The sequence below is a fragment of the Legionella sainthelensi genome (genome assembly GCF_900637685.1).
Lineage (GTDB): Bacteria > Pseudomonadota > Gammaproteobacteria > Legionellales > Legionellaceae > Legionella > Legionella sainthelensi.
In genome coordinates, this window is the sequence record NZ_LR134388.1 from 854,937 (window position 1) to 881,477 (window position 26,541).

Here is a 26,541-nt window from a genome sequence, read left to right on the forward strand (position 1 = left end):
TTTATAGAATGATCTGTGATGATAATTATTTTTCCAGCATCAAGTAACTTTCTGAACGAAATCAAGACCGGACTAATTAGGTTTTTAGCGAACCTCACGTAAAGTTAAAATTTTTATAAGATGCGCTTTTCAAATAAAAAGAAAAATTTATGCTCGATCGATATATTTGCAAATAAATGATGATATGTTATTGATTATTAAATTGAAGAAATTGATGTCATAAACAAGTTCAATTGATTAAGAAATGCTAACATAGGAGAAAAGTATTCATGCAAATTACATTTTTATTTTATGAGGGGATGACTGCTCTGGATGCTATTGGGCCTTATGAAGTACTAAGTAGGCTTCCTGGTGTTACAGTACAAAGGGCAAGTTTAAATCCTGGACCAGTTCATGCGGGAGCGGGTCTTACTTTAATCGCGGAACATGCGTTAGCCGACATCTCAAAAACAGATGTTTTAGTAATTCCAGGAGGTGGCACTGCGACTGCATTACGTGAATATCCTGAAATTCTGGAGTGGATTAGAAAAATTCATGAGCATACCTTGTGGACTACTTCGGTTTGTACTGGAAGTTTAATTTTGGGCGCTGCAGGTCTATTGTCGGGTGTTAAAGCAACGACCCATTGGGCAGTAATGAACAGATTAGCACAATGGGGGGCTTCACCTACCCCAAACCGATTTGTTGTCGATGGAAAAATTATTACTGCTGCAGGAGTTTCTGCTGGGATTGATATGGCTTTCTATTTGGCTTCAAAATTGACTAATGAGCTTATCGCTCAGTGCTTACAACTCGGTTTGGAGTATGATCCAGAACCTCCTTTTAATACAGGATCACCGGATAAAGCGCCACAAGATATGGTTCAATTGGTTCGTCAGCGTTTGAAAGATCGGTTTGAGCCGGAATAAAAGTAACAGGCAACAGCGTCAAGGCATTTCTATACCATGACGTGGCCTTACGTTAATTAGGGTAAAACATAAATAATCAGAGCAAGTAAGCCTGCAAAAGCAATAAGTGGGTGTAGGACTGCTGCTAGTTTAGGAATCTTTTTCTTTTTCATGCCTAGTATAAATAAGGTCAACCCTCCTAATGCTGCAAGAACAAGCAAAATTGAACTTGTAACCAGAAGGGGAGACCCGCTAGGCATAAAGATAAATACGTACACTAAGACGAGGATGATTCCTACAGCGGCAAAGATTCCATGCAGATTTTTAGCAGCTTTATTCACAGGTTTATCCTGTAATATTGCAGTTAATAAGATCAAACCGCAGACAGCAGCTGCAATAAATAAAGCAATTGCGAGTAGTAACATAAAACCTCCTGTTTTAGTCAAGGACTTATATAAACATTATAGCTTGTGAAAATTAAAGCTATACTCAGCATTGGAGCAGATAGTTCCAGGAGGTTTTGTAACCAGATGATAATGGCGCTATTATTCAATTTTACTCGGTGTCACATAGTTTTGTTTGGGAGTATCCAGAGAAATACCTAACAGTTCTTCTTCTAATGTTTTATTTAGACCTTTTTGGGGCGATGATACATTAAGAACAGGGGCAGGATTTTTAAGTGCTTCCGTGATGCTAATAAATTTATAACCATTTTTTTGGTACATTTCCAGAATATCACCTAATACATAACTATTTAGAAGATTGGCATGAATTAGTAATATTTGTTTGCTGTTTTTACCGGATCTTTTTTCTGCATTTAATGTTTGTTTCCATATATAAGCGAGATAGCGTGGTTTGAGTTTCTGAATATAATTTACTCTTGAGCGATATGGAACTTTATAAAGCATTTCATTAAATTCAAAATCTTTACTATCAATCGTTACAGGAGCAATAGTGTAATTGTGTTCTTTAAGATAATCATGGACTTTTTGTTTTTTTCCATTAGTACCTTCTGCAAGATAAGGGTAACGAAAATATTTAGGATGAGTCATGATGGGCTCAAGAATTTTATCAGCACGGTCAAGATCTGCGATGTACTTTTCAGCACTCATCTGATTTAAGTTATAATGAGAATAAGTGTGGTTGCCTAACATGAATCCTGCTTGACGAAACTGTTCTAAAAACGACCACTGCCCTTTTTCTATTGCTCCTGCAATGACGAACCCTATGACTGGAACTTTATATTTTTGAAAGGCTTGTACAATTTGAGTAAAGCGTTCAGTGGAGCGTTGTTTATTTCCTGGGGTATTCATTCTAGAGGCAACAAGGGGTAAATCATCCATCGTAATGGCGATTTCTCGTTCCTCAGCAAAACATATTGAAGAAAATAATGCGGTAAAAAGAAAGAATATTTTGAGCATCAAAGGTCCTTATTAATTCTTAGTGGTGTTTATAGTGGTTTGATTTTTAAATTGCTTATTTCAACATACCGCTATTTGTCTGTAGAATCCAGAAGATATTACTCGCTTTGGACAAGCCATTTAAAATCAAACCACTATAAACTAAATCAATTGCAGTCATTCTAGGCAATACATTAAAAGAAGAATCGAAAACTGTAAACTCTTATCATCCTAATTTAAATTTAAAAGCGCAACTTAGTGCGCTATTATGGATCTTGTTTATAAGTTTTGGCATCGGTAAACGTTCAATGCATATTCTTTATGCCTAAAGGGATATTTCTGCGTAGGTATTTTTTCACAGTGATCAAAGTATTTTTGCAAACAGCTTTGTCTATCATATCTATCGATGTAAATCGCTTCTTTTAATGTTTTATCAATAATTTTTTTATTAATTTCTTTACTCCACAATGCATATTGATTTTGTGCGGTACCACAACCTAAAGTATAAATAGTCGGTTTGTTTTCAAGAAAAAACATCATGCGTGCTTGAAACCAACCCGAGGTAAAGATTTTATTGGGTAGTTGCGGATAGGTGGTGTTGAATTGTTGCATTAAGTGATAAAAAGCCAGTTTTTTAGATTTAATGAGATTAAATTTAGAAGTATTATCAAGCAGAACACAGAGGCTAATTAAGCTATAAATGACAATTAATGAGACAGCTGCCTTACGAAAAGGCAAAATGGTATAGCTGTATCCAAATAAAATCGCGCTACTGATAAGGTATGGTGTAAGCCAAAAAATCCTAACCTCGGCTTTACTCGCTGTATAGATGTAAAAACATAAAAAAGTAAAACAGATGATACGGCATAAGCGAACTATTAAAGCATTTTTTTCATCCAGATTTTTGCTGGTTACCAAAAAAGGAGGCAGGAGCATAATGTTGAGTGCAGGAATAAACGATGTAAAAAAAGTTTTGATTGCATTATAAAAGGGACTAACGGTGTGATTTAATTGATGGGTGGTTAATTGATAGATAAAAGATTGCCAATGATTTTGATAATTCCATAGAATTACTGGGCTAAAAATAAGTATCGCGAGAATCATAGCAAAATAAAAATGCTTAGTCTTAAAAAGAGATCGGTACGTACTAAAGATTATAAAAATGAGCAAGGATAAAATTAAGACAATGCCAGTATACTTTGACAACATCATCAATCCTGCACTGATCCCAATATAATACAATTCCTTGGTTTTGTTTGTTTGGATCAATTTTACTGAGTAATAAAGGGTTAATGCCCAAAATAAAGTAAGCGGCGTGTCATAAGTAGTTTGCTTGAGAATATCCATCGTGACGAGTGGTGAGAATAACCACGAAAGTGCAGCAATCCAGCTTGCTTCTTGGGATAAAAAAAATCGAGCAGTTTTGTAGATAATTCCACAGCAGGACGCCGCTACTATGATGCCTACAAAATTTAAAGCAAAAAGGTTATTGCCGAATAATAAGGTGGCACATTTAATAAAATAGGCGATCATAGGTGAGCCATCATAGTAGGATAAAGCAAGATGGCGGCTCCAATCCCAATAATAATAAGTATCAAGAGATAAAATATTAATGGGGGCTATTCCTAGCATCAGGGCAAAATAAAGAAAAAGACATAGATAAATGCTACGTGGTGTGCGTATCATCAGTATTATTCCAGTGAACGTGCTTATCTGGCCATACATGGCGAGAATAAATGTAATAATTCAAAAGTGATATTAAGCCTATGCCCAAACCCATGATGATATTTTCTCTAAAAGGCCCTCTACCCAAGAAAAGAACACCAAAGTGTAGCCAATAACTTTGCAAGTAGATTATAAATATCGAATAAAGAACAAAAATAATTAAGCTCTTTATTTTCATTGACCGGGGTATTTTGCTTTTCATTCTAAAGGTGAATCTATTATTCAAAATAAAGTTATTGATAATGGCTGCTGCAATAGCGATTCTTGATGCTTCAAAGGGAGGAAAAGAAAAATGGCTACGCAGAATATTGTATGTAGCGAACTGTACGATGACTCCCAATGAGCCAACGACACACATGGCTATATAGCGCTTAATTTCATAATAACGTAAAGTAAAAACAACTCGCAGAGAGTCAGCAATACTGTTTTTGGGTAATTTACTATAACCCATATTTCGATCAATAAAGCTAATTGGATATTCACAAATTTTGGCGTTATTTTTATGTAGAAGCCACAATAATTGGATTTTATACGCATAATGATTTGTAAGAAATTGCTTAGGAAGCACTTTCATTAATTGCTGACGGCGTGTAGCTCGAAATCCACTTGTGAAATCTTTATACCTAGGCGTAAGAATTGCCCTTGCAACATAATTACCCAACACAGAAAATAATTTGCGGTGCAACTGCCAGTTCTTAGGAATACTCCCACCCTTGATGTAACGGCTTCCTATCACACTATCGTGAGTTCTAAGCATGTCCAACATAGGAAGAATATATTTGGGCTGATGTGAAAGATCTGCATCAAATTCAAAAACAATGTCTGCATTAAGAGAGGTTAACGCATAATTCATTGCTTGCAGATAAGCAGAGCCTAAGCCTGATTTTGTGGGCTCATGCTTTAAATGCAATTTAGGATACTCTTGTTGGAGAGAAGTAATAATTTCTTGAGTGTTATCTGTAGAGGCACTATCAAAAATTAAAATATGAATGTCGTAATTATCTGTTGATTGTACTGATGCAAATACTTGCTCTATTGTTGTTTGAATAACCGACGCTTCATTATATGTTGGAATGATAATAACAACCTTCTCTCCTGATGGATTTTTTTCATTGGAATTAAAAGAATTATCTGCATCAAGAGTCAACTTATATCTCGAAATATTAGGGGGATATTTTGCCATGAGTGTACCAATTAGTTTTTATAAAAAAAAGAGGGTCTTTGGTGGCTTTTGTCATTTATCTATTTTTATAAATCTAATTTTGTCGGTTTTTAACTGTTTTTTTGCAAAAAATTAACGCTATTGTTTAATGATTTTTCACCGAGTCATAGTACAATTTCACAACTCTTTTCTAGGGGTCTTTTATGAGAAATCCCCAAATAAGCCTCATAAAGCATACTTTTTTTAATCATTCCTATAAAAAACAGGATTTTTCTTTTAAAGAAGATGAATTTAATCTGGAACAATTACGTAAGGAATTTTTTTAATCCAGCAGGTTGTTTTATCGAATAAATCGTATTGGTTAAAAGATAATGAAGCTGTATTTTATTTATTGTACTTATGTGATGTGTTGATTTTATATTACCAATCTGATTACGTGAGTTCTGATCTGCAAAAATTAAATCAATTTCGTAAAGAAATAGAAACATTTTTTCAGGAAGATCGTGTTAAGAAAAAAAAAGTAATTAATAAACTTCCAGATTTTATATTAAACGAATTAAGAGTAAATTTTCAAAATTCTTTGTCCATTTTTATGAGTATTTCTGCACTACGCAAATGTGTTGGCGATCTTAATACCAATCGCTCTCGATTTACTTATAGTCGTGGTTTAGCCAAATATTTCATTACTTACTTGCAAAAGAGCTCTATCGCTGAATTCATTCAAGAAGTAAATAAAATCCTTAGCAATCCATATAGTTTTACTGAAGGGATGGATTTTTTAAATAAGTCGAGCAAGAGAATAACCGATCTAGGGATTGCACTTTTTACGTTTCGTTTTCTTCTAAATCTGATCTTGACGATCAAACATGTACTACAGGCAGCAATGAGGGATGAGTTATCAACCAATAAAATTTTTCGGCAAGAAATGGAGAAACGTGGATTTGTCATGGCTAGTGACTTGGTTTGGGCTACTGTGAGTTTGTTGACCTCCTACAATCAGTTTTTTCACATTGCGCAAGCCCTTATTTCACCAATCGTTGTTACTTTTCTGATTTTCGATAGTCTGTTGCTTTTGGCCCAGTGGATTTTTGAAGCGAATCAACATAATGAACTCTTACACGAGTTGCAAGCACAGCAAAAAGATGCAACATCTTTTGAATATGCGGTGATTCAACGCCAGATTGATGTATTAAATGATGAATGGGAGTCGCAATGCTCCTATTTTGCGATCAACATTTTCGCCGCGAATATAATCGCTATCAGTTTTGCGATCAGTATGTTATGTACTGGACCACTTGCTCTAGCGGGGCTTGCGTTTTTTAGTATGCTTGGCAATGCATTGTATAATACTTCCGAGGATTATAAGAAATACCAAAAAGCAAAACGAACACTACAACGTGAATTATTTAATGGAACTATTCTAAACGATGAACATCATCAACAGCTACTCAAAACGCTTAATGAAAAATACGTTCAAAGTCATCAACAGTTCTGGAAAGCACTGGTGTTTAACGTTGGGGGAATTGCATTTATTATCACTGCAGCCGCGGCTTGCTGGCCAATCGCTCTCGGACTCACACTTGCCTACATGATTTACTGTGTCACTGATGCGTATCAAAAACAACGAATGAGTAAAGAAGAAATTCCACATGATGTTTATAGACTTTTAAATTCACAAGATACAATCGCTGGGTGTGCTTATAATTTAGAAGAGGCTACAGCATCACATACATTCCAAAATTAATATAATGTGTAAAGCCACCTAAATAATTATAAAGTTGTTGTCCTCCACTGATGCTCAATACAGTATTAGTATAAAGAAGAAATATAATGCCACCATCAAAATTATATCCCGCGCTTTCTTTAGCACTAATTTTACTTTGTCCATATACTTCACCATAAATATCAATTCTTTCGCTTAGTGAATAAGTGATAACAATATCTGGGTTAATACTGTTGAAGTGATTGCCACCATTGAGTGATGAATCACTAAGCCTGCTTATACCAAGCATTCCATCAATACTCAGATGTTCATTAATGGTTAGGGTGGTAGTGCAGTTAAGTGTTGATCCCCATCCATGACTTCCATAAGCACTACTTCCTCCTGGTGTGTTAACAATCTCTTCTAATGCAAACATCCATTGTGGATTGTAATAAATAGAGTGTTTGAGAGCCAAAAGGGTCGTGCTAATCCCTGATTTGGGAAAACTTTTTTGATGAATGTAATTAGGAGGGTTTATCAAAAACTCGCTATTAAAGGGTAATCCAAAGCGAATTTCTGCATTTGGAAAATTTTGCTGGACACCTTGATGAGTATTAAGTTGTTGATCAATATAGTTTAATTCAATTAAAACTTTTTTAAACGGTACGGAACATGCGCTGTCGAGATTACTTGGACTGTTTACAATATTCAATATGTCGTTACAGGGATTGTCAGATCCTGCATAAAGAGTATGAGCGTAAAAAATACAAATTAAAAGTTTGAGTGATTTTCGCTGCATATTTTTTATTCCAAATAGGACGATTATTGTCCTCGAACGTTCCTAATAATTTTCCTCCTCTTTCATATTACAAATAACAGCTACACTATGTATATAAGAATATTTTTAAGGGAATAAATAATGACAGTTACTACAGGATTATCAGGTAATGAACTATTTTGTCTCCAACTTAAAAACTATGCACCTGGTCCTATAGTGGTTGGAAACAGTGTTCATTCCTTAGGCATTATTGGCAGTGTAGGTTCAAGTTTTAAAGTAATTCTCGGCGGCGAATTAATGCAAATTACTTCTCTCATAGAGGAGGGGAGAGAAACGGCCTATAAACGCATGTTAGAAGAGGCAGTCAGCATGAATGCAACAGGGATTACTGGAGTGACCAGTCAGCTGATTCTTCATGGAGCGAATGTTGAGTTTTTATCTATAGGATCAGTAATTTACGGAGAAGAAGGGGCGAGCAAGGAGAAGTTTTCAACTTCTGCAGATGGGCAGGAGTTATATGCACAGCTTGATGCTGGTTATAAACCTATTTGTTTTTCTTTTGGTAATGTTGCTTATTCTCTGGGATTGGGCCGCGGTATCCTTGGTAGTCTGAAAACCTTGGGGCGTGGTGAAATTAAAGAATATTCTGATATTTTTAATAAAACCAGACACTTAGCCCTAACGCGTATCACGGCACACGCTCGACAGTATAAAGCGAATGCTGTGCTTGGTATTAAAACCACTGTTTTACCTTTTGGTGGTGTTAATGAAATGCTTATGATAGGAACAGGTTCTTATAACCCTCTATTAATAGGTGATCCAGGCAACGAGATAGTTACAAGTGATATGACTAATATTGAAATGTGGAATATGGCGCGTATGGGGTATACACCCATGAAATTATTGCTAGGTACCTCAGTTTATTCTTTGGGATTAATTGGTGGAATTACCTCAACAATTAAAGCATTTGTTCGAGGGGAAATTAATGAGCTAACGCGAATGATTTATCACGCACGTGAAAATGCTTTGGCCATAATCAATGATGAGGCTAAAGCTCTAGGTGCTGATGATGTTGTAGGGGTTAAAACGTATGTTTATCAATTGGGTAATGGTTTAATCGAATTTTTAGCTATAGGCACAGCCGTAAAGAAAAACAATCGCATCAAAACAGAATCAGAGCAACTACCACCTCAAGCAATAGTCGTTGATAAAGATACATTTTATGATTCAACAAACTTCAACAGTATGAATGTAAATGTAAACAGCGGCACCAAACCTATTAATAAGGGTACATTTCCTTTAGTGATTCCTATAATGATTGTTGCTCTTATTATTTTACAATTCATTATTCATCATTTTAATTCGATTTTTCATTAAGGGTATTTTGCGTTTATAAAATGCCTAATTTTTTTAATCAATTTTAAAATTATGAGCTATCATTCAAAGGTGTTAAATTCTCGTTAAAATAAAATAAGGAAATTAATTATGTCGCAACACGCAATAGGTCAATTTTGTTGGAATGAATTAGCTACTGCTGATGTAAAAAAATCTAAAGAATTTTATAGCCAATTATTAGGTTGGCACTATAAAGAAATTCATTCTGACGAAATGACGTATACCATTATCCAATCGGGCGATAAAGAAATTGCGGGTATATGGCAAATCCCTACGGATCAACAAAACACAATCCCCCCACATTGGATGGCTTATATTTTGGTAAATAATGTTGCAGAAATCCTGGAAAAGGCAAAACACCATGGAGCTCAGGAAATAAAAGGGGTTACTCATGTAGGAGAGATGGGACTTTTTGCAATTATTAAAGATCCCACGGGTGCTCATATTGCATTCTGGCAGTCTAAATAGAAGGAGATCGAGGTAAAGCTATTTCCCTGCTTTTACCTCGTTAATAAGTAATATCTCCGATGGACAATTCATCATCCCCCCCTTAGGCAGGGGAGATAGATGGTCAACACTAATATTGAGACCAATTTTGATCGGGGGAGTTTTCTACAGGCAATAATTCATAAGTTCTAAAAACATTGCCATCCCGAGATAAAAGAATAGCAATCGGCCTTGTCTTTTCAAAATGTGCAAAGATAATCATCATCATTACAGTGATTGGTACAGCCAGAAACATCCCCAGTAGTCCCCATATATCACCCCAGACTGCCAAGGTAAATAAGATTACAAGTGGGCTTAAATTTAAAGAATTACTCAAGTAACGAGGCTCAATTATATTTCCTACGATAAATTGTACTGTCCCTAAACCAAAAATAATTTTTGTAAAAGGAATCCAGCTGGTAAATTGTACTATCGCTAAAGAAGCAGGAAATGCAATCGCAATGATTGCTCCAATGTTTGGTATAAAGTTGAGAAAAAAAATAAGAAGCGCCCAAAACTCTGCAAAATCGAGTTTTACCCATTTCATGATAATCCAACTGGAAAGAGCAGTGACAATACTTAAAATTGATTTTAAGCCAAGATAGGTTTGCGTATTCACTACAATATGATTCAAAATGTTGTTTACGAGTATGCGATTTTCAAGAGAGGGAAACAGCGCATCAATTTTATTGAGAAAGAAATATTGTTCTGCAAATAAAAATGCAATATACAGCAGAATGAGTACAGTTGAGCTCGCAAGGGTTGAGAATACACCATAGACATTGACTAAAATCGTTTGTAAATTAAGTGATTTTATCATTTGATTCAGACTCGATAAAATTTCAATATGCAGTGTTTTGTCAATATTGCTAAAAATGGCTAATAAATTTTCCTGGTAGCGATTTGACGCCGCTATGACATTATTGACGTTATTCGTAATAATGTTTATGAAGATAAAAATAAAAACAGCAACAATTACAAAAGCAAAAATCATGCTTAACCAGCCAGGTAGCCGGGTACCTACCATTGGTATTCCTTGAATAATATTACTAATGGTATTAAGAAGATGCCAAATAAAAATGGCGATAACTAAAGGAATTAATACATGGCTTCCCACAATAAGGAAATAACCAGTAATCCATATGACAATGAGTCCTGAAGTAAAGAGAAGCATGCGACTCATAAGACAATTCCTTTTTTGATTTTATTATTTATTAGGTAAATATTAGCATTGATTATTCAGGATAAAAATTTATAAAATAAGTTTATATAATTAAATTGAGAAATAAGTAGTACACTTAAAATAAGCATATATTGGCAGATACCTTAGCGAGTTTGCCTATACTATGTAGTGTAACTTGCTTATTTATCATTAATCTCATGAATGCATCAAATTATCAAAGCATTTCTTGGGCCCATCAGTTGGTGCAAGATTGGTTTGTCCAAAAAATAGGTAAACCTACGGAACCACAAGAGCAAGGATGGCCATATATTTTGGCCGGCCTTGATACGCTCATTTCTTCACCGACGGGTTCGGGTAAAACGTTAGCTGCATTTTTAGCCTGTTTAAATGGTTTAGTGCATAAAGCGGTAACAGGAAACTTACAAGACCTCACTGAAGTATTATACATTTCACCACTAAAGGCATTAAGTAATGACGTACAAAAGAATTTGCTGTTACCCTTACAAGAAATTGGTGAGTTGGCTAAAGAGCAAGGCATTGATTTACCGGAAATTCGTGTGGCTGTGAGAACAGGAGATACTCCAACGAATGAGCGACAAAAAATGATCAAAAAGCCACCACATATTTTGATTACTACTCCGGAATCCTTTTACATTCTATTAACTGCTGAAAAAAGTCGAATGAATATGTCAGATATTCATACAGTTATTGTGGATGAAATTCATGCTTTAGTGAATAACAAACGAGGTACCCATCTGGCATTGTCTTTAGAGCGTTTAGAAGCACTTACCCCAAAATCATTTATTCGTATTGGTCTTTCTGCGACTCAAAAACCTTTAGAAAAAGTGGCGAACTTTCTAGTCGGCTCTAAAAAGACTCTGGTGAAATTGGTCAATATTGGACATGCTCGACAATTAGATTTGCAGATTGTAATACCTGAAAGTGAATTGGCTGCTGTTGCTTCCAATGAAATGTGGGATGAGATTTATGAAAAGATCGCAGGTTTAGCCCAAAAAAATCGGGCTACATTGGTGTTTGTCAATACACGAAAATTAGCGGAACGCGTTGCGCATCATTTGGAACAACGTTTAGGTGAAAATAAGGTATTAGCTCATCATGGTAGTTTATCACGAAAATTACGTCTTGAGGCAGAAGCTAAACTTAAGAATGGTACGCTGAAAGTTCTGGTGGCTACAGCTTCATTAGAGTTAGGAATTGATATTGGTCATATTGACTTAGTGTGTCAAATCGGTTCTCCACGAGCTATTGCAACCGCATTACAACGTATTGGTAGAGCAGGACACTGGCATGGAGCGATTTCTACAGGTCGCATTTTTGCAACCACGCGCGATGAATTATTAGAGTGTGCCGCATTAGTTTATGCCATTCGCCACGGGGATTTAGATCAATTAATTATTCCAGAAGAGCCTTTGGATATTTTAGCACAACAAATTGTGGCTGCTTGTGCCACCCAGGATTGGGATGAAGATTTACTTTTTCGTAATTTTAAAAATGCTTATCCTTACCATCACTTGACTCAAGAAAAATTCGATGAAATTTTGACTATGCTCTCAGAGGGCATTGCCGGATCTCGTGGGCGTTACGGTGCCTATATTCATAGAGATCGAGTGAATCATATACTTAAAGGGCGACGAGGGAGTCGTTTCGCGGCAATCACCAGTGGTGGAGCAATTCCCGACAATGGTTTGTTTTCAGTGATTGCGATGCCAAATAATGCGATGGTTGGTACTTTAGATGAAGATTTTGCTGTAGAGAGTAATCGTGGGGATATTTTTCTGCTAGGGACAAATTCTTGGAAAGTACTGCGAGTTGAAAGTGGTCGGGTGTTAGTGGAAGACGCACATGGTGCACCACCCAGTATTCCTTTTTGGTTAGGTGAAGCACCTGCCCGCAGCATCGAATTATCTTTACAAGTATCTCAGCTTCGGGAAAAAATTAATTATTTATTACCTGAAAAAATACCCCAAATTGTTGAAGCAAGGCATATTCCCCAGATACAAAAAGCCATTCAATGGTTAATGATCTATTGTGGTCTTGATGCATCTGCTTCAGAACAATTACTTGAGTATGTACGTTTAGGACGGCAAGTTTTAGGTGCGGTTCCTACCCAGAATACAATAATAGCAGAACGCTTTTTTGATGAAAGCGGCGGCATGCAACTGATTATTCATGCGCCATTTGGCGCACGAATTAACAAAGCTTGGGGACTCGCGTTACGAAAGAAATTTTGCCGATCCTTTAATTTTGAATTGCAGGCCGCTGCTACCGATAATGGGTTAAATATTTCTTTAACGGAGCAACATAGCTTCCCTTTGTCTGATGTGTTTCATTTTTTGCATACAAACACATTAAAGGAAGTGGTCACCCAAGCAGTTTTGCAATCCCCTTTATTCGGTATGCGTTTTCGTGCAGTAGCTTCACGCTCATTAGCCTTATTACGTTTTCGCGGTGGTAAAAAAATTCCTCCTAATATTCAACGAATGCTTGCTGATGATTTATTGGCTGCTGTATTTCCAGATGCAGCTGCTTGTCAGGATAATTTAGGGGGGGGAGATGTAGTCTTACCTGAGCATCCGCTTATTGAAGAGACTATGAAAGATATCTTAATGGATGCTTTGGATATCGATGGTGTAACAAAAGTAATCCATAATATTGAAACTCAGCATATTACTTGTCTTGCGGTGGACACCCCAGTTCCCTCGGTCTTTTCTCATGAAATTTTAAATACTAATCCTTATGCATTTTTAGATGATGCTCCATTAGAGGAGCGGCGTTCACGTGCGGTTGAAATGCGTCGCATCTTACCAGAGTCAATGTTAGAAGAAGTAGGGAAACTCGATCCTAAAGCTGTCTTTGAGGTTCAGGGGCAGGCCTGGCCAGATATTCGTTCTGCTGATGAATTGCATGATGTGCTGCACACCGTTATTGTTTTTCCAGAAATAATTCAGCTGAGCGAATTACAATCTACTTTGCCGCAATGGAAACAATATTTTATTGAATTACAACAGCAAGGAAGAGCTGTATTAGGGGTTGTTGCGGGTAAAAATTATTATGTATCTACAGAAAAAAAGAAGACTTTTCAGTGTATTTTCCCGTATGCTTCCTTTGCTTCTGAGGTAGTGAATATCAATGAAGAACTCATCTCATCGGAAGAGGCCATACTCAAAACGCTCCAAGGTTGGTTGTTGCATACAGGACCAATTACGGAAGAAAAATTGAGCGATTGTTTCCATCTTGTCCCATTAGATGTAGCGCATGCTTTATTGAAATTAGAAGCAAGTGGGTATGTGTTGCGTGGCCATTTTCGTGCCGAGTATGCTGGGGAAAGAGAGTGGTGCGAACGTCGATTACTTGCTCGTATTCATCGTCTAACCACGGAATCGTTACGACGACAAATCAAACCTGTTAGTCAAGCGCAATTTATGTCATGGTTGTTGAAATGGCATCACATTGGAAAAAGCCATCAGGTGAATGGTGAAAGGGGATTGCTTGCAGTAATCAAGCAATTACAAGGTTTTGAGCTGGCTGCAAGCGCATGGGAAACCGATATTTTTCCTGTACGCGTACATGATTACGACGCATTGATGCTCGATAAATTGTGCATGAGTGGCATAGTCGGATGGGGGCGAGTATCACCACATCCTTCTGTAGTGCTTTCAGATGAAGAAACAAAAAAATCTCGACGTTTATCACCAACCCGAAATGCGCCAATTACGTTTTTTGTTCGAGAGGATGTTGATTGGATTCCACCTTCTGTATCTATAGCTAATGTTGAAGAAATAACGAGCCTTAGTTATGCAGCCCGCAATATTTATCGATTTTTGCAAAAATATGGTGCTTCATTTTATGCAGATATTGTACGTGGTACAGGAAATTTGAAAATTGAAGTAGAAAATGGCTTATGGGAGTTAGTTGCAGCAGGAATGGTAACTGCGGATAGTTTTGATAATGTGCGGACTTTGATGAGTACAAAACGTAAACAAAGTCGCCGATATAGACGTAATCCCATGTTGCCACTCAGTACGGGGCGTTGGTCTTTATTACATGTTCATGCACAAGAAGATCATGAAAAACGCGTAGAAGCAGCGTGCTGGATGTTGTTAGAGCGCTATGGAGTCATCTTCCGTGATTTGCTTGTACGTGAAAGAAATATTCCTCGCTGGCGAGATTTGTTGATTTTTTTGCGGCGCCTTGAATTACGTGGTGAGGTACGTGGAGGACGGTTTGTCGATGGATTTTTAGGTGAGCAATTTGCACTGCCTTATGCGGTTGATTCTTTGCGAGCGGAACGTAATGAGGAAATAGATAAAATACCACGAATTATTTCGTCGGTGGATCCTTTAAATTTAATTGGAATTTTATTGCCTGGTGAACGTGTATCCGCTACATCAAAATCGGAAATTAGGTTAGTCGCAGGCAACGTTTTAGCTACATAATAAAGATGCAATCAGGAGATTTTATGATACATAAGCAGCTCCATTATGCTTTTTTAAATCAGCAAAAATTACCCTTATTGATACAAGCTCCTGCTGCAAAAAGTGCTAATAGTAATGATTTAGTGCGCTTTCTCAAAGAAGATAATACTTTATTTAAAGAGCATCTGCTTCGTTATCATGCCATTATCTTCCGTGGATTTAACATTAATACTCCTGAGCAATTTAAAACAGTAATTCAGGCCAGTGACTTAGGCGCTAATTATAATTACGATTTGTGCCCGGTTCCAAGAACAAAAATTCAAGAAGGTGTATTTACTTCATCCAATTATCCTGCGAGTTATCCTATTGCGCTACATAATGAAAAATCTTACAGCTCTGAATTTCCAACACATATCTTTTTTAACTGCATTAAAGCGGCTGAACAGGGTGGCTGTACTTCGCTTGCTGATGGCCATCAAATTTGGCTCTCCCTTCCAGAGTCTTTACAACAAAAATTACAGTTAAAAGGTGTTTTATACCGCCGACATTATTACAGTTATGGAATAAAATATAAAATCATTCAATTAATGGGGGTTGCTCCTGTATTTAAGACGTGGAAGGAAGAGTTTAATACCCATGAAAAAAAACAGGTTGAAAACATACTTCATCAGACACAACAACAATTTAAATGGAAAGGAAAGGATTTGCTTACGGAAATATATCTGCCTGCCAGTAGAAAGCATCCCATAACAGGTAAATTAGTATGGTTCAATCAATGTAATCAGCTTTCCCACCATTGCAATGGTATTAGTGATTATATTAATTCAATGGTTAAAAATCCTATCCTTTCCTTTATTTTATTGCAAAACAGCATTCATCCTTATTTGGCTTTTTACGGAGATGGTACGCCTTTTTCGAAGCAAGAGTCTTTGTTGATCAGCGAGGCGGTACAAAAAAATACACTTTTAGTTTCTTGGCAACCAGGAGATCTGATGATTATTGATAATTATTCCTGCTTGCATGGAAAAACACCTCATATTGGAGACAGGTTAATTTTAGCAGGAATGACCCATTATTCTTATGATAAGGGAGATAATTATGTTTCCTGAGATCTTACAAAAAAAATTTGTAATTGGTGATCTGTTTTTTGTAAATGAACTTGAAACTCAAGGATTAATCTATGAAATTTTTTCACAAAAGACGTATTTGCTTGATTTTCTTAGTTTAAATCCAGGGGCAGTTATTGTTGATGTAGGGGCAAATATTGGCATTTTTTCATTATTTGCCCTGCAGCATTGTAATTATAATGCTGAGATTTACTGTTTTGAACCGATTCCAATGACTTTTTTTTGTTTGCAAAAAAATTTAGAACATTTTAAGAGTAAGATACATCTATACAATACTGGCATCAGTGATGTTGCCCACGATTGTGAGGTTGTATTTACTTTATTTGGACACAGTGTGGGTACTGCAACTTATAGACCCCAAGATAAGCTCATTTCAAATTTTCAACCATTATTAGATTATAATACGCTCTTGAAGTTACTTCCTTGGCAAAATAAATTTCTTTATTATCAATTAAAATTGCTGCCATTTTTTCGGGACTATTTCATTAAGAGAAATTATAAAAAGCAAACTCGAACAACCCAAGTTACATGTAAACTGACCTCATTAGGACGTTTTATTGAACAACAGCAAATTAGGCATATCGATTTTTTAAAGGTTGATGTTGAGGGTGCCGAAATAGATGTTATAAAAAGTATTCAACCCAAGCATTTTTCTATAATCAAGCAAATAAGTATCGAAGTTCATAATATAGAAAATCGAGTGGAACAGCTTAATTCTTATTTGCAAAAACAAGGTTATGCCACGTTAGTTGACAGAAATCCTATTTTGGCCGATTTAGGTTTTAATCATCATATGATTTACGCAAAAATGGTATAGCGTCATACACTAATTCCAGACAAGGTGCAAGTAAACGTGAGATAGAACCGAACGAGCTTGTCATAACGTAAAGAACTTAGTGTGGAAACGTTACAGGAGAAACAAATTGTTAACAATGAGTTATCAAATATCATTGCTCTTTAGTAACCTGACATCGCTATGAATCAGTTTTGCTTTGATCTCTTGAAAATGTTTTTGATTAAGAGGCATAGTCGCGTCTTCAATTAAATAACATTGGAACCCTTCATTCAGTGCATCTTTTATTGAGAAATAAACACAAACATCAGCACATAAACCACAAAAATAAAGGTTCTTAGCGTCTTTTCCCTTGAGATAACCTGCTAATCCCGTGTTTATTTGGTGTTGGTTATCGTAAAAACCACTATAACTGTCTACTTCAGGATTCATCCCTTTACGAAAAATAGTTTCTATAGGTTTTATGCCAAGCATGGGATGAAACTCTGCATCAAAAGTTCCCTGAATGCAGTGATTAGGCCATAGTATTTGTTCTATTCCATGTACTATTATTTTATCGAGAGGCTTTCCCCGGATAATTAGATGCAAAACTTTTGTGATTTTGAGGATGCCAATCTTGAGTAGCTACAATTAAATCAAATTTAGGAAGTAATTGATTAATACTAGGGATGATGGCATCGCCATCTAATACTGCAAGTGAACCACCAGGCATAAAATCATTTTGCACATCAATAATGATTAAGGTCTTATTTATTTTTTTCATGGGAATATTTTTGATATTCTTTAATTAATTGATTTCGTTTTTGATTCAGTTGATTGCTTAAGCCTATCTGATAAATGGTTGGTTTTTCAAACCGTTTAAATTCCTCAGGAAGCTGTTGTAAACGCTGTTTGCTGTACTCTGCAATTTGTTGGAGTGTTTGTAAGGGTAAAGTGCATTTACCTTTTTCCATGACTTTGTGGAGTAATGGCTCTTGCAGATACTGCTCAAAAGCGAATGATTTTCCGGGTTTAAAAGGAGAGTGAATGTCTCCCAAATCAGTTTCACTCATAAGTGCTACAACATCTCCTCCTAAGAATGTATCATTATGCAATAGCCGGTACACTTGTTTTTTGTAGGGCAAAGTAATTTTACCTATTGTCTCTGAGAGCTTTATGCGTGGCTTTTCATCCATATAAGCTAATTTGTATACTCCATCTAATGCAGCATCTGGTGCTCCAATAACCAAATTTGTTCCAACACCAAAAATATCGATAGGTACATTTTGTTCGCGCAGATCCTTTATTTTTTCTTCATCAAGCTGATTGGATGCGATAATCTTTACATAATTTAGCCCTGACTCATCAAGCATTTGACGTGATTTTTTAGCCAGGGCTCCCAAATCACCACTATCTAATCGTATTCCTTGTAAACGGTGTCCACGTTGTTCCATTTCTTTAGCTACACGAATCGCATTGGGAACGCCACTTTCTATAGTGCTGTAGGTATCAACAAGTAGAGAGCAATTATCAGGCCAGATCTCCGCAAAATCGCGAAATGCAGACAGTTCACTGTCATAACTTTGTATGTATGAATGTCCCATAGTTCCTGAAATTGGAATATTATAGTCACGTCCCACACATACATTACTCGTAGCATCAAAACCACCAATAATTGCTGCCCGACTCGCATAATACCCCCCTGGGCCTTGGGCTCTGCGTAACCCAAAATCGATTAACTGACATCCATCTGCTGCTCGCCTGATTCGACTGGCTTTTGTGGCGATAAGCGTTTGAAAATTTAGTAAATTTAATAGAATTGTTTCAACGAGTTGGGCTTCGATAACATTGGCTTCTATAGAAACCACAGGACACGTAGGAAAGACTAAATCCCCTTCATAAGAGGCATAAACAGTTCCTCGAAAACGAAAGTTCTTTAAATAATCAAGGAACCTAGGGGCCATTCCTATGCTTTTTAAAAAATAAATATCTTGCTCATTAAAATGATAGTTTTCTAATATCTTAAGCAAATCAGTAAGTCCAGCAAAAATGGCATATCCAGAACCGAATGGAAGTTTTCTGAAAAATAATCAAAAACTGCAGTAGAGTTTTCATGACCTTTTAAAAAATAAACTTGGGCCATGGTGAGCTGATATTGGTCAGTATAACTACCAGTAAAATCAAACATTGATATAAATATCCTTATAAACGAAATAATCATGTATCAAAAGAGCGTGATGCTGCCATGATAGTAGTTGTAATACACTTCGTCCAGAGTGATTTTCCTTGTATTTTTTAGTTATTAATGGTGGATTTGCTGTTTATCTTCACTAGAAACACACTCTTCAATCATTGGAATGATAACGTTGAGAACTCTAGATTTAAAACAAATATTCTGTTATATGTTTGAATAAAATGTTGATTAATTGATTTTTTTGTTGAACAAATAATACGGAACGCTAAAGGGTTTTATTCATATGTTTTTCTCTTAATTATATTATCAGACATGGAGTGAAAGGATGAAGGTCGGTGAATTTAATAGGCTAATTGATGAATTAGAAGAAAAAATTCTACTGGAAAAAAGTGTTGATGAAGTCATTCGATTAGTCACACGTATTAAAGAACTTGCTAAAATGTATGATGAGGAACATGATGTTCCATCTGAGATGATCGGTTCTGTGCAAGAAATCATTCATCAATTTTGGAGCTGGAGTGCGCATCATTTATCTTTTGAGCAATGGCACAATGATGCTCTTGTTATCCCTTGGCTTACATTTCAAAAGCAATTGTTTAAAGCGGGTTTGTTAGAAAGAGATTTTCATCATTCTCTTTTATTTCAAGAATTAAAAAATCGCTATGACAGTGTCTCTGATAATCAATTAAAAAGTACAGAACTTCTTTCTTTATTGACTTGTGCAAGTCGTATGTCAGGTTATGCCCGGCTGGATGAGCTTGATAATAGCTATCCATTATTGCGTTTGAATGAGTGTTTTTCTGCAAAACGGTCTCAGGAAACTCAAAAATTAAAAGACATACTCTTTTTGCTGCAATCCAGTTTTTATTTACTTTATAAACATTGTACTGTTGCACAACTCCATTTAATTCCTTATCTGATTTATTTTCGTCAGAATACTACTGACGAAGAGCGCCGTTCCGAACTCGCAATGTTTAAAACGCTCACTGAAAAAGCGACGGATTGCCTTAATTTTTTTCATATGCAAAAAGATTATATAGATACTCGATCCTTAAAAATGGTTGATGCTTTATCGCAAGTTGCTCATTTAATTCCTAATCGACGCGGGGATTTTCTTCAGATCACTAACCACTGCCGCTGGATTTACCCTTTTATTCAGAAAAGCAGAATCGATTTAATTATGAACGATGATGTTTTATTAGATGAGACCCTTCGATTGTTAGAACTTGATTTTGATACCCAAAAAGATAAATCTTATCCCGCGGCTTTAGATTTTACCGCTGCGGCTCAAAAACAGATACGTACTCTGACCAGCAGAGAAGCAAAATTGGTTCATACGGCAATTACTCTATTTTCTTTGGATAAATATATAAAGCAGCGTCAAGAAGATATTCGTCCCAAGCATTCATTTTTATCTCTTTCTAGGGCGACAAAATGTCAGGCAGCAGAAAAATGGAAAAACTCCATTCGCGGTATGCCGTTGAGCATTGGTTTTTTTGAAAAAATGGCTTTGAATCAAGGACGGCTAAAACAACTTATTGAGTCATTAGATGAACAAGAGAGGGAGTTAAAGGTTTCATCAGATTTTAAATAGTATCGCAGGGGGATAAATTTGCTTTTCTCTATAGCGTAACATATATTTACTATAGCCTTATGGATTTGAATGACGATAAGAAAAAGGAGTTCTTATGAGAGTTATTAGTAAGATTTCGCTTGCAAGCTTAGTGGGGATCTTGGCAGTCTCAACGAGTGTATATTCTGATACACCTGACATTTCAGGATCGTACCAATGTTCCTATCATGATCCATTTTCTACACCTAATGATGGAACAGAAACTATAGTTTTCAAAAAAAATGGAGATGTATACAAAATTTCAGGAATTCCCACCGGTAACGTATTTCCCTATTATATTGGTAAGGGAGTAATGAATAAAAATATAAACAATGCTATTGGTTATATATTTTGGCAACCTAAATCCCCAACTGTTACTACAGTTCAAATTTTTAATATCAAACCTGATGGTACTTTAGATGGTTATTTTTCAGAAAGTAACAAAGATACAGGGGGCACCGAGACGTGCACTAAAGCCAAGTAACAAAGATACTCATATAGATAAGATATGAAAAAAGGAATTTATTATGAAAACTGTAATTAAGAGTGTTTATTTAGTTACCGCATTATCGCTCTCTACTATGATAACATATGCAGATACTACGAGCACTCCGACCAATACTAATACATCAACCTCTAGCCCTAGCCCCTCAACAAACACAAGTAATGCGGCGACTCCTAGTGCTCAAGGAGATTATCAATGTCAACGGGCAGACGCGTCCAATAACACAAGCGCTTCTACTCTCTCAATAACCAAAGGAAAAGATACCTATACTTTTGAATGGGATGATAGTAATGGCGATCCTATTCTTTATGGTACTGGGGTTATGGTAGGAAGTTTACCGAATGCTATCTCAGTCTCATTTTGGGATCCTAAAAAACCTGATGCACTTGGAATAGAAGTGTTTGAGTTGAAGTCAGATGGTTCATTGCAAGGCAATTGGACGTTACAATCAGACAATAAACTTGGCTCCGAAACGTGTACTAAGACCAAATAAATGATTTAAGGAATAATGTTTTTTTTAGCCCGGAGAAACTAGCAGAAGCTCAAAATTTTGAGCTCTTGCTATGTTTCCAAGTATGAAGTGCATCGAATACTTCATCAATAATTAATTTAACGGTTGATTTTGCATAATTGATAAGTTAAGCAGGGTCTCTCATGTTGTTTGGAATAGAAAAAAAAACTATTTGAATTTTGAAATGATGTGGAAATTTTATTGTTATGTGTTAAACAGCAATTATTTTGTAAGTTATTAGATTTAAAATAGGACTTCATGGACTCTATCCATTGCCGTAAAAAAGAGGCAGAAAAAGCATAACTAATTCCAGCACCGAGTGAACTCATTCCCACCAGAGCACGATGCTCAGAAGATAGAACAGGAAGTTTAATAGGGGATAGAAAAATACACGTGCTCAAGGTAAGCATCACATATTTATAGGCATTTAACCCGATTTGAGCTCCTTGTAAATATGTTGGTGTTCTGCGAGTTATTTGTGATAAAGCTTTTCGTTCTTTTTCTTGTTCTTCTAGTTTCAAGTTAAGATAAATTGAGAGAGTAGTGTATTCATCTAAAAATAGTTCTTTATGGCGTGAGTGGAGGCTCAAATAATCACTTAACTGAGTGATGTAAGTAGTCAGAAGATCAATTTCTTTTTCCAATAAAGTTAATTCAATTTTTTTTTGAACAATTAAGAATTCTTGTTGTAGGTTCATTTCTTCATGAACTCGTATTGCTAAGGTTGTGAAAAAATAAATACCACAAAAACTGGTAATTAATAAGAGCATGGACGGTGAGCATGTCACTAAAACCAGGGATCCTATATAGGGATTTATTCCATCAATCAGACCAGATAAAAAGCAGGCTAATAAAGAGCATGTTTTAAATGCATTAGATTGCTTTGCTATTTTTCTACGCAGGCTATCAATTTGCTGTGGAGATAGAGTGTTTAACTTTTCAAGATCTACAAGCAATTGTGCATTTATTTCTAACAACTCATGGTATTGATTCGATTTCCAACGTATCCAAATCCGATTTAATACAGACAGGCCACCTACAAAAAGCCCAATTGGAATAATTAAGTGTCTAATGTCTTGAAACTCAAGAATATAGATTAAGTTTAGGGTACTGCTTATCCCGCGCAATGCGTTACGTAAGCTTTTCATTGAATCGCGGACGTAAGGCCAAAGTAGGATGATTATTCTAAAAGCAATTTTATCTTCATGAATCGTATAATGTGTTATTAAAGAGGCACTAATTGTGCCAAAAATAACTAGGATGGCTACTGAGGCGCCAATCGGTGATTTTATCCATTCTTGCATTGCTTTGGTGGCTAAATCACTATTGGCTAGAGCTATGTCAAAACTGTATTTGATCATGCTCATAGACAGTTTGCAATTATCTATGCCCAGATACAGAGCATAAAGGTAAGTCCATTGATGTAAGTTTTTGGCGCTTTTTTTAGGGGCAGAAAACGATGGCATTATAACCAATAGAGCTGATTTAGCGTTCTTGAACTATACCTATGCGCCAATTTAAGGTCAATAAAAAAATCATTTTGAGTTTTTTATTGTTTTGTTGGTCTCTTATTGGTCAGATTATAGTTGATTTTTGATTTTATAATAAATAATAGCGAGTGGTTCTCTAAGAAAGTGTCGGGAAAAATATCTGTTTTTTTGCCAACACAGGCTTTCTATTGCTGGAGAACTAGAAACATGAAGTCCTATTTTTTGAGCGACAAGCATTGCTCTAGGTAAGTGAAAAGGTTCAGTAACTAAAAGAATAGAATTAAATTGTTTTGCGGTGAGAATTTTTTCAGAAAACAAAAGATTTTCGTAGGTAGATGTTGATGCGGGTTCAAGCAGAATGTCCTCTTCAGAAACACCTAAATACAGGGCCATTTCTTTCATGACTTGTGCTTCATTCGTTCCATCTTTGTCATCATTTCCCCCGGAAAAAAGAAGTTTGGGTGCATAGTTTGTTTTATATAAAGCAACAGCATGTTGTACTCGAGCTACGAGGCAAGGATTGTATTGATCGTCATGGTACGCTTTTGTTCCGAGCACTAAAATCACATCTGCATATTTTTTCTCATCATTTTCGGCATTTTTTATAATGTATAAAGCTAAAGAAAAATAAATACCCGCAGATAAAATAAGAAAAAAAATACATGCTTGCATCAAAGTTTTCATCAAGATCTCTAATAATCTATTATCATAGGGGTTATTGGTCTATACATCCAGTCCGAGAAGCGGGCAACTAAATGAATTACTAACACATCCTAATTAAAATACAAGAAATTTTAATATCTTATGACACACAGAGGAATTGTTGATAATCAGAATGAATATAATATTCGTGAGCGACATAAAAAGCATCTCTATGCCTTGTATGTCGCATTCACGCTAATTACTGGTGATGATGATATCGTGAATATGGCGTTCCATTTGGCACTACAATATAATTTCCAGGGGGGGTACTCGGTGAACATTTCTCCAAGAGTTTGAGTGATGATGGTGATGATGAGAGAAAAATTTAAAGCGTGGATGATGGCGATGAGAATGATGATTGGCAAACGCTGAGGTGGAAAAAAACGCAGCAGCGCTTATGATTCCCAGCAGCAATATTTTTTTATAATCATTTCTTATACCTCTTAGATTGTTATCCGATGCCCAGTCTAAATAATGAATGTAACAGAATTATAACAAGGTGTTTTTAAATTGTAACAAGAATGTTACAAAGTGGGTTCCTAGCTGATTAAAATGAGCTAGTCTAAAACGTATATTGTAAAAATAAGGGTAAAAATGAAGAGTTTCTGGAAGGGGGCATTTTATCTGTTACGGGGTATTCGCCATCTTTTTACCAAAGGATTAAAACGTTTTATTATATTGCCTTTAGTATTAAATTTTTTAATGTTTGCTGGGTTATTTTATTTAATCTATCATTATTTACTTCCTTACGCATCTCATTATCTCAATCAATTGCCCTCGTGGCTTAGTTTTCTAAGTACCTTATTTTTTATAATTTTTATCCTTGGTTTTTTCTTAATGTTTCTCTCTTTGTTTACGGTTGTTTTTAATGTGATAGCGGCTCCTTTAAATGGCTTATTGGCAGAGAAAACCCAAAATCTGCTTTATCAAAGTATGATTCCAGTTATCCCATTCTACAAAATGGTTGCTCGCAGTTTGAAACGCCAAATGGAATTTCTTCGTTATTTTCTCCCTCGCTTTTTTGGGGTGGGTCTTTTATTTTTTGTCCCTTTCTTACAACCGATTTATCCTTTGCTTTGGTTTGTTTTTAATGCATGGATGTTGAATATTCAATATCAAGATTTTGTTATGGATAATAATTTAGTGGATTTTAAAGAAATGCGGCAGGAAATTGCCCACAATAAAATGCGTTCATTAGGGTTAGGATGCTCTATTAATCTGGCCAGTTTCATACCGGTAATTAACATTCTACTCATGCCTGCTGCAGTAATTGCAAGTACTATTCTTTACTGTGAAACACGCACTTTATCTTTCAAGATTAGTAGTATTGATTCAGATTCCAGTTCTCAAAGAGGTTCGATATAAAAAATTATTATTTTTATATCGAACCCAGGTTAGTTAGTATGCTTGGACAACAACTTTACCCATTGCCTTGCCTGACTCAAGTAAAGCATGTGCTTTATCTATATTTTCAAAATAAAAAAGATGTGGGTCGATAAGTGGCTTCAAATATCCCTCATCCACAAGGCTGGCAACTTGTTTTAATATCATCCCATGCCGTTCACGTTGTACATTATGAAGTAAAGGTATTAACATAAAAACAGCATGTAGACTGGCAGATTTTGCATGCAAAGGGGAAAGATCATATAGAGCAGCAGATTGAATACTGATGACATTCCCATAGAGAGCGACTGCAGCTAATGATTGATTCAGATTATCGCCCCCCACAGTGTCAAAAACCACATCAAATCCTACTCCACTAGTCAATCGTCCTACGTATTCTTGAACCGATTCATCTCGATAATTAATTGCTTCTTTGGCTCCCAGCGATTTTGCAATTTCTGCTTTATTCTGGGAAGATACCGTAGTGTATACTTCAGCCCCAGCCCATTTTGCTAACTGAATAGCAATATGTCCTACACCACCTATTCCGGCATGGATTAATACTTTTTGTCCTGGTTTAATTTTTATTTTTTCAAACAATGCTTCCCAAGCGGTGATCGTCACTAAAGGTAATGCAGCTGCTTCTACCATGCTCAGTGTCTTAGGTTTTTTAGCGATTAATCGTGCATCAACAAGCATATATTCGGCTAATGCGCCACTTTCATCTTTAAACCCTCCCGCGCATCCATAAACTTCATCACCTACTGAAAATTCAGTAACATTAGGACCAACCTCTTCAATAGTGCCGGATACATCACTATGCAGAATTGCGGGAAATGGAGGAGAAATTTGACTGTATTTTCCAGAACGTACTTTGCAATCGACAGGATTAACACTAGTCGCTTCTACACGAAGTAGAACATAGCCAGGTTTAACGGTGGGTTTGGGAAGTTCAATTGTTTCAAAAACGGAACAGTCGCCAAAAGAGGATATCGCTTGTGCTTTCATAGTGTTCTCCTAACTCAATGCACTAGACATTGATGCATTTTAAAAAATTCATCGAATAAATTACAGCAATATTAGAGATTATC

At 36.0% G+C, this 26,541-nt stretch carries 23 protein-coding genes and 1 pseudogene; 12 read left to right on the top strand and 12 right to left on the bottom strand.

The window, feature by feature from the left end; genetic code table 11:
• Positions 1 to 269 precede the first annotated feature (269 nt).
• Positions 270 to 908, top strand: coding sequence for a DJ-1/PfpI family protein (locus EL220_RS03795; RefSeq protein ID WP_027271054.1), 639 nt, complete (start codon positions 270 to 272; stop codon positions 906 to 908).
• Between the two features lie 56 nt (positions 909 to 964).
• Here EL220_RS03795 and EL220_RS03800 read toward each other — a convergent pair whose 3' ends face one another.
• The 4 genes from EL220_RS03800 to EL220_RS03815 all read right to left on the bottom strand — a co-directional run bounded on the left by EL220_RS03800 (position 965) and on the right by EL220_RS03815 (position 5,159).
• Complete coding sequence (locus tag EL220_RS03800) at positions 965 to 1,312, bottom strand: hypothetical protein (RefSeq protein WP_027271053.1); 348 nt, start codon at positions 1,310 to 1,312, stop codon at positions 965 to 967.
• Between the two features lie 120 nt (positions 1,313 to 1,432).
• Positions 1,433 to 2,308 carry a polysaccharide deacetylase family protein gene (locus tag EL220_RS03805; protein WP_027271052.1) on the bottom strand — a complete coding sequence of 292 codons (876 nt, stop codon included), beginning with the start codon at positions 2,306 to 2,308 and terminating at the stop codon, positions 1,433 to 1,435.
• 258 nt (positions 2,309 to 2,566) lie between these two features.
• Complete coding sequence (locus EL220_RS03810; protein ID WP_027271051.1) at positions 2,567 to 3,973, bottom strand: glycosyltransferase family 39 protein; 1,407 nt, start codon at positions 3,971 to 3,973, stop codon at positions 2,567 to 2,569.
• Positions 3,954 to 5,159, bottom strand: coding sequence for a glycosyltransferase family 2 protein (locus EL220_RS03815; protein WP_027271050.1), 1,206 nt, complete (start codon positions 5,157 to 5,159; stop codon positions 3,954 to 3,956). Before EL220_RS03815 ends, EL220_RS03810 begins: the two co-directional genes overlap by 20 nt.
• A gap of 218 nt (positions 5,160 to 5,377) precedes the next feature.
• On the opposite strand from EL220_RS03815, the gene EL220_RS19485 reads away from it, so the two are divergent.
• Together EL220_RS19485 and EL220_RS03820 are read left to right on the top strand one after the other, a co-directional pair.
• Positions 5,378 to 5,500 (top strand): hypothetical protein, encoded by a 123-nt coding sequence (locus tag EL220_RS19485; RefSeq protein ID WP_269471003.1) that lies wholly within the window; start codon positions 5,378 to 5,380, stop codon positions 5,498 to 5,500.
• Between the two features lie 83 nt (positions 5,501 to 5,583).
• Positions 5,584 to 6,918 (top strand): hypothetical protein, encoded by a 1,335-nt coding sequence (locus tag EL220_RS03820; protein WP_232002611.1) that lies wholly within the window; start codon positions 5,584 to 5,586, stop codon positions 6,916 to 6,918.
• On the opposite strand, the gene EL220_RS03825 is transcribed toward EL220_RS03820, so the two are convergent.
• On the bottom strand, positions 6,890 to 7,675 hold the full coding sequence (locus EL220_RS03825) for a transporter (protein WP_027271048.1): 786 nt from the start codon (positions 7,673 to 7,675) through the stop codon (positions 6,890 to 6,892). The genes EL220_RS03820 and EL220_RS03825 overlap by 29 nt on opposite strands.
• A gap of 120 nt (positions 7,676 to 7,795) precedes the next feature.
• On the opposite strand from EL220_RS03825, the gene EL220_RS03830 reads away from it, so the two are divergent.
• Positions 7,796 to 9,031, top strand: a complete 1,236-nt coding sequence (locus EL220_RS03830) for a heavy metal-binding domain-containing protein (protein WP_027271047.1) — start codon at positions 7,796 to 7,798, stop codon at positions 9,029 to 9,031.
• Positions 9,032 to 9,139: 108 nt separating this feature from the next.
• Positions 9,140 to 9,517 (top strand): VOC family protein, encoded by a 378-nt coding sequence (locus EL220_RS03835; protein ID WP_027271046.1) that lies wholly within the window; start codon positions 9,140 to 9,142, stop codon positions 9,515 to 9,517.
• Positions 9,518 to 9,626: 109 nt separating this feature from the next.
• Here EL220_RS03835 and EL220_RS03840 read toward each other — a convergent pair whose 3' ends face one another.
• Positions 9,627 to 10,718, bottom strand: a complete 1,092-nt coding sequence (locus EL220_RS03840) for an AI-2E family transporter (protein ID WP_027271045.1) — start codon at positions 10,716 to 10,718, stop codon at positions 9,627 to 9,629.
• Positions 10,719 to 10,915: 197 nt separating this feature from the next.
• On the opposite strand from EL220_RS03840, the gene EL220_RS03845 reads away from it, so the two are divergent.
• From EL220_RS03845 to EL220_RS03855, 3 genes are read left to right on the top strand one after another with little or no spacing between them, the layout of a single operon-like run.
• Positions 10,916 to 15,175 carry a DEAD/DEAH box helicase gene (locus tag EL220_RS03845; RefSeq protein WP_027271044.1) on the top strand — a complete coding sequence of 1,420 codons (4,260 nt, stop codon included), beginning with the start codon at positions 10,916 to 10,918 and terminating at the stop codon, positions 15,173 to 15,175.
• A 23-nt stretch (positions 15,176 to 15,198) separates the two neighbouring features.
• A complete protein-coding gene (locus tag EL220_RS03850; RefSeq protein WP_027271043.1) occupies positions 15,199 to 16,263 on the top strand; it encodes a TauD/TfdA family dioxygenase in 1,065 nt (354 codons plus the stop codon).
• Positions 16,253 to 17,098: an FkbM family methyltransferase gene (locus EL220_RS03855; protein WP_035906035.1), complete on the top strand. Its 846-nt coding sequence runs from the start codon at positions 16,253 to 16,255 to the stop codon at positions 17,096 to 17,098. The genes EL220_RS03850 and EL220_RS03855 overlap by 11 nt, the downstream gene beginning before the upstream one ends.
• Positions 17,099 to 17,221: 123 nt before the next feature.
• Here EL220_RS03855 and EL220_RS03860 read toward each other — a convergent pair whose 3' ends face one another.
• The 3 genes and pseudogenes from EL220_RS03860 to EL220_RS03865 all read right to left on the bottom strand — a co-directional run bounded on the left by EL220_RS03860 (position 17,222) and on the right by EL220_RS03865 (position 19,241).
• Positions 17,222 to 17,662, bottom strand: coding sequence for an isochorismatase family protein (locus EL220_RS03860; protein ID WP_269471004.1), 441 nt, complete (start codon positions 17,660 to 17,662; stop codon positions 17,222 to 17,224).
• The gene (locus tag EL220_RS19490) at positions 17,628 to 17,837 is read right to left on the bottom strand and encodes a cysteine hydrolase family protein (protein ID WP_261975423.1); all 210 of its coding nucleotides are present in this window, start codon (positions 17,835 to 17,837) and stop codon (positions 17,628 to 17,630) included. The genes EL220_RS03860 and EL220_RS19490 overlap by 35 nt, the downstream gene beginning before the upstream one ends.
• A pseudogene (locus tag EL220_RS03865) lies at positions 17,821 to 19,241 on the bottom strand (nicotinate phosphoribosyltransferase). Before EL220_RS03865 ends, EL220_RS19490 begins: the two are co-directional and overlap by 17 nt.
• 331 nt (positions 19,242 to 19,572) lie before the next feature.
• On the opposite strand from EL220_RS03865, the gene EL220_RS03870 reads away from it, so the two are divergent.
• The 3 genes from EL220_RS03870 (at position 19,573) to EL220_RS03880 (ending at position 21,857) form a co-directional block, all read left to right on the top strand.
• On the top strand, positions 19,573 to 20,841 hold the full coding sequence (locus tag EL220_RS03870) for a hypothetical protein (RefSeq protein ID WP_027271041.1): 1,269 nt from the start codon (positions 19,573 to 19,575) through the stop codon (positions 20,839 to 20,841).
• 94 nt (positions 20,842 to 20,935) lie between these two features.
• Positions 20,936 to 21,343, top strand: coding sequence for a hypothetical protein (locus tag EL220_RS03875; RefSeq protein ID WP_027271040.1), 408 nt, complete (start codon positions 20,936 to 20,938; stop codon positions 21,341 to 21,343).
• 43 nt (positions 21,344 to 21,386) lie between these two features.
• A complete protein-coding gene (locus EL220_RS03880) occupies positions 21,387 to 21,857 on the top strand; it encodes a hypothetical protein (protein WP_027271039.1) in 471 nt (156 codons plus the stop codon).
• 116 nt (positions 21,858 to 21,973) lie between these two features.
• On the opposite strand, the gene EL220_RS03885 is transcribed toward EL220_RS03880, so the two are convergent.
• Together EL220_RS03885 and EL220_RS03890 are read right to left on the bottom strand one after the other, a co-directional pair.
• Positions 21,974 to 23,341: a hypothetical protein gene (locus EL220_RS03885; protein WP_232002612.1), complete on the bottom strand. Its 1,368-nt coding sequence runs from the start codon at positions 23,339 to 23,341 to the stop codon at positions 21,974 to 21,976.
• 114 nt (positions 23,342 to 23,455) lie between these two features.
• Entirely contained in the window at positions 23,456 to 24,049 is a 594-nt protein-coding gene (locus EL220_RS03890) for a YdcF family protein (RefSeq protein WP_027271038.1), read from the bottom strand.
• Between the two features lie 612 nt (positions 24,050 to 24,661).
• Between EL220_RS03890 and cysZ the strand changes: the two genes are divergently transcribed.
• A complete protein-coding gene (cysZ, locus tag EL220_RS03900) occupies positions 24,662 to 25,432 on the top strand; it encodes a sulfate transporter CysZ (protein ID WP_051544730.1) in 771 nt (256 codons plus the stop codon).
• Positions 25,433 to 25,465: 33 nt separating this feature from the next.
• Here the strand turns inward: cysZ and EL220_RS03905 are convergent, their stop codons facing one another.
• Positions 25,466 to 26,458, bottom strand: coding sequence for a zinc-dependent alcohol dehydrogenase family protein (locus EL220_RS03905; protein WP_027271036.1), 993 nt, complete (start codon positions 26,456 to 26,458; stop codon positions 25,466 to 25,468).
• Positions 26,459 to 26,541 lie beyond the last annotated feature (83 nt).

Bases quoted from the DNA above. Each gene is read 5' to 3' on its own strand.
- EL220_RS19490 (WP_261975423.1), bottom strand. From the start codon at position 17,837: ATGAAAAAAATAAATAAGACCTTAATCATTATTGATGTGCAAAATGAT.
- EL220_RS03875 (WP_027271040.1), top strand. From the start codon at position 20,936: ATGAGAGTTATTAGTAAGATTTCGCTTGCAAGCTTAGTGGGGATCTTG.
- EL220_RS19485 (WP_269471003.1), top strand. From the start codon at position 5,378: ATGAGAAATCCCCAAATAAGCCTCATAAAGCATACTTTTTTTAATCAT.
- EL220_RS03805 (WP_027271052.1), bottom strand. From the start codon at position 2,308: ATGCTCAAAATATTCTTTCTTTTTACCGCATTATTTTCTTCAATATGT.
- EL220_RS03810 (WP_027271051.1), bottom strand. From the start codon at position 3,973: ATGATACGCACACCACGTAGCATTTATCTATGTCTTTTTCTTTATTTT.
- EL220_RS03825 (WP_027271048.1), bottom strand. From the start codon at position 7,675: ATGCAGCGAAAATCACTCAAACTTTTAATTTGTATTTTTTACGCTCAT.
- EL220_RS03850 (WP_027271043.1), top strand. From the start codon at position 15,199: ATGATACATAAGCAGCTCCATTATGCTTTTTTAAATCAGCAAAAATTA.
- EL220_RS03845 (WP_027271044.1), top strand. From the start codon at position 10,916: ATGAATGCATCAAATTATCAAAGCATTTCTTGGGCCCATCAGTTGGTG.
- cysZ (WP_051544730.1), top strand. From the start codon at position 24,662: ATGAAGAGTTTCTGGAAGGGGGCATTTTATCTGTTACGGGGTATTCGC.
- EL220_RS03840 (WP_027271045.1), bottom strand. From the start codon at position 10,718: ATGAGTCGCATGCTTCTCTTTACTTCAGGACTCATTGTCATATGGATT.
- EL220_RS03905 (WP_027271036.1), bottom strand. From the start codon at position 26,458: ATGAAAGCACAAGCGATATCCTCTTTTGGCGACTGTTCCGTTTTTGAA.
- EL220_RS03835 (WP_027271046.1), top strand. From the start codon at position 9,140: ATGTCGCAACACGCAATAGGTCAATTTTGTTGGAATGAATTAGCTACT.
- EL220_RS03830 (WP_027271047.1), top strand. From the start codon at position 7,796: ATGACAGTTACTACAGGATTATCAGGTAATGAACTATTTTGTCTCCAA.
- EL220_RS03890 (WP_027271038.1), bottom strand. From the start codon at position 24,049: ATGAAAACTTTGATGCAAGCATGTATTTTTTTTCTTATTTTATCTGCG.
- EL220_RS03800 (WP_027271053.1), bottom strand. From the start codon at position 1,312: ATGTTACTACTCGCAATTGCTTTATTTATTGCAGCTGCTGTCTGCGGT.
- EL220_RS03855 (WP_035906035.1), top strand. From the start codon at position 16,253: ATGTTTCCTGAGATCTTACAAAAAAAATTTGTAATTGGTGATCTGTTT.
- EL220_RS03870 (WP_027271041.1), top strand. From the start codon at position 19,573: ATGAAGGTCGGTGAATTTAATAGGCTAATTGATGAATTAGAAGAAAAA.
- EL220_RS03885 (WP_232002612.1), bottom strand. From the start codon at position 23,341: ATGCCATCGTTTTCTGCCCCTAAAAAAAGCGCCAAAAACTTACATCAA.
- EL220_RS03795 (WP_027271054.1), top strand. From the start codon at position 270: ATGCAAATTACATTTTTATTTTATGAGGGGATGACTGCTCTGGATGCT.
- EL220_RS03880 (WP_027271039.1), top strand. From the start codon at position 21,387: ATGAAAACTGTAATTAAGAGTGTTTATTTAGTTACCGCATTATCGCTC.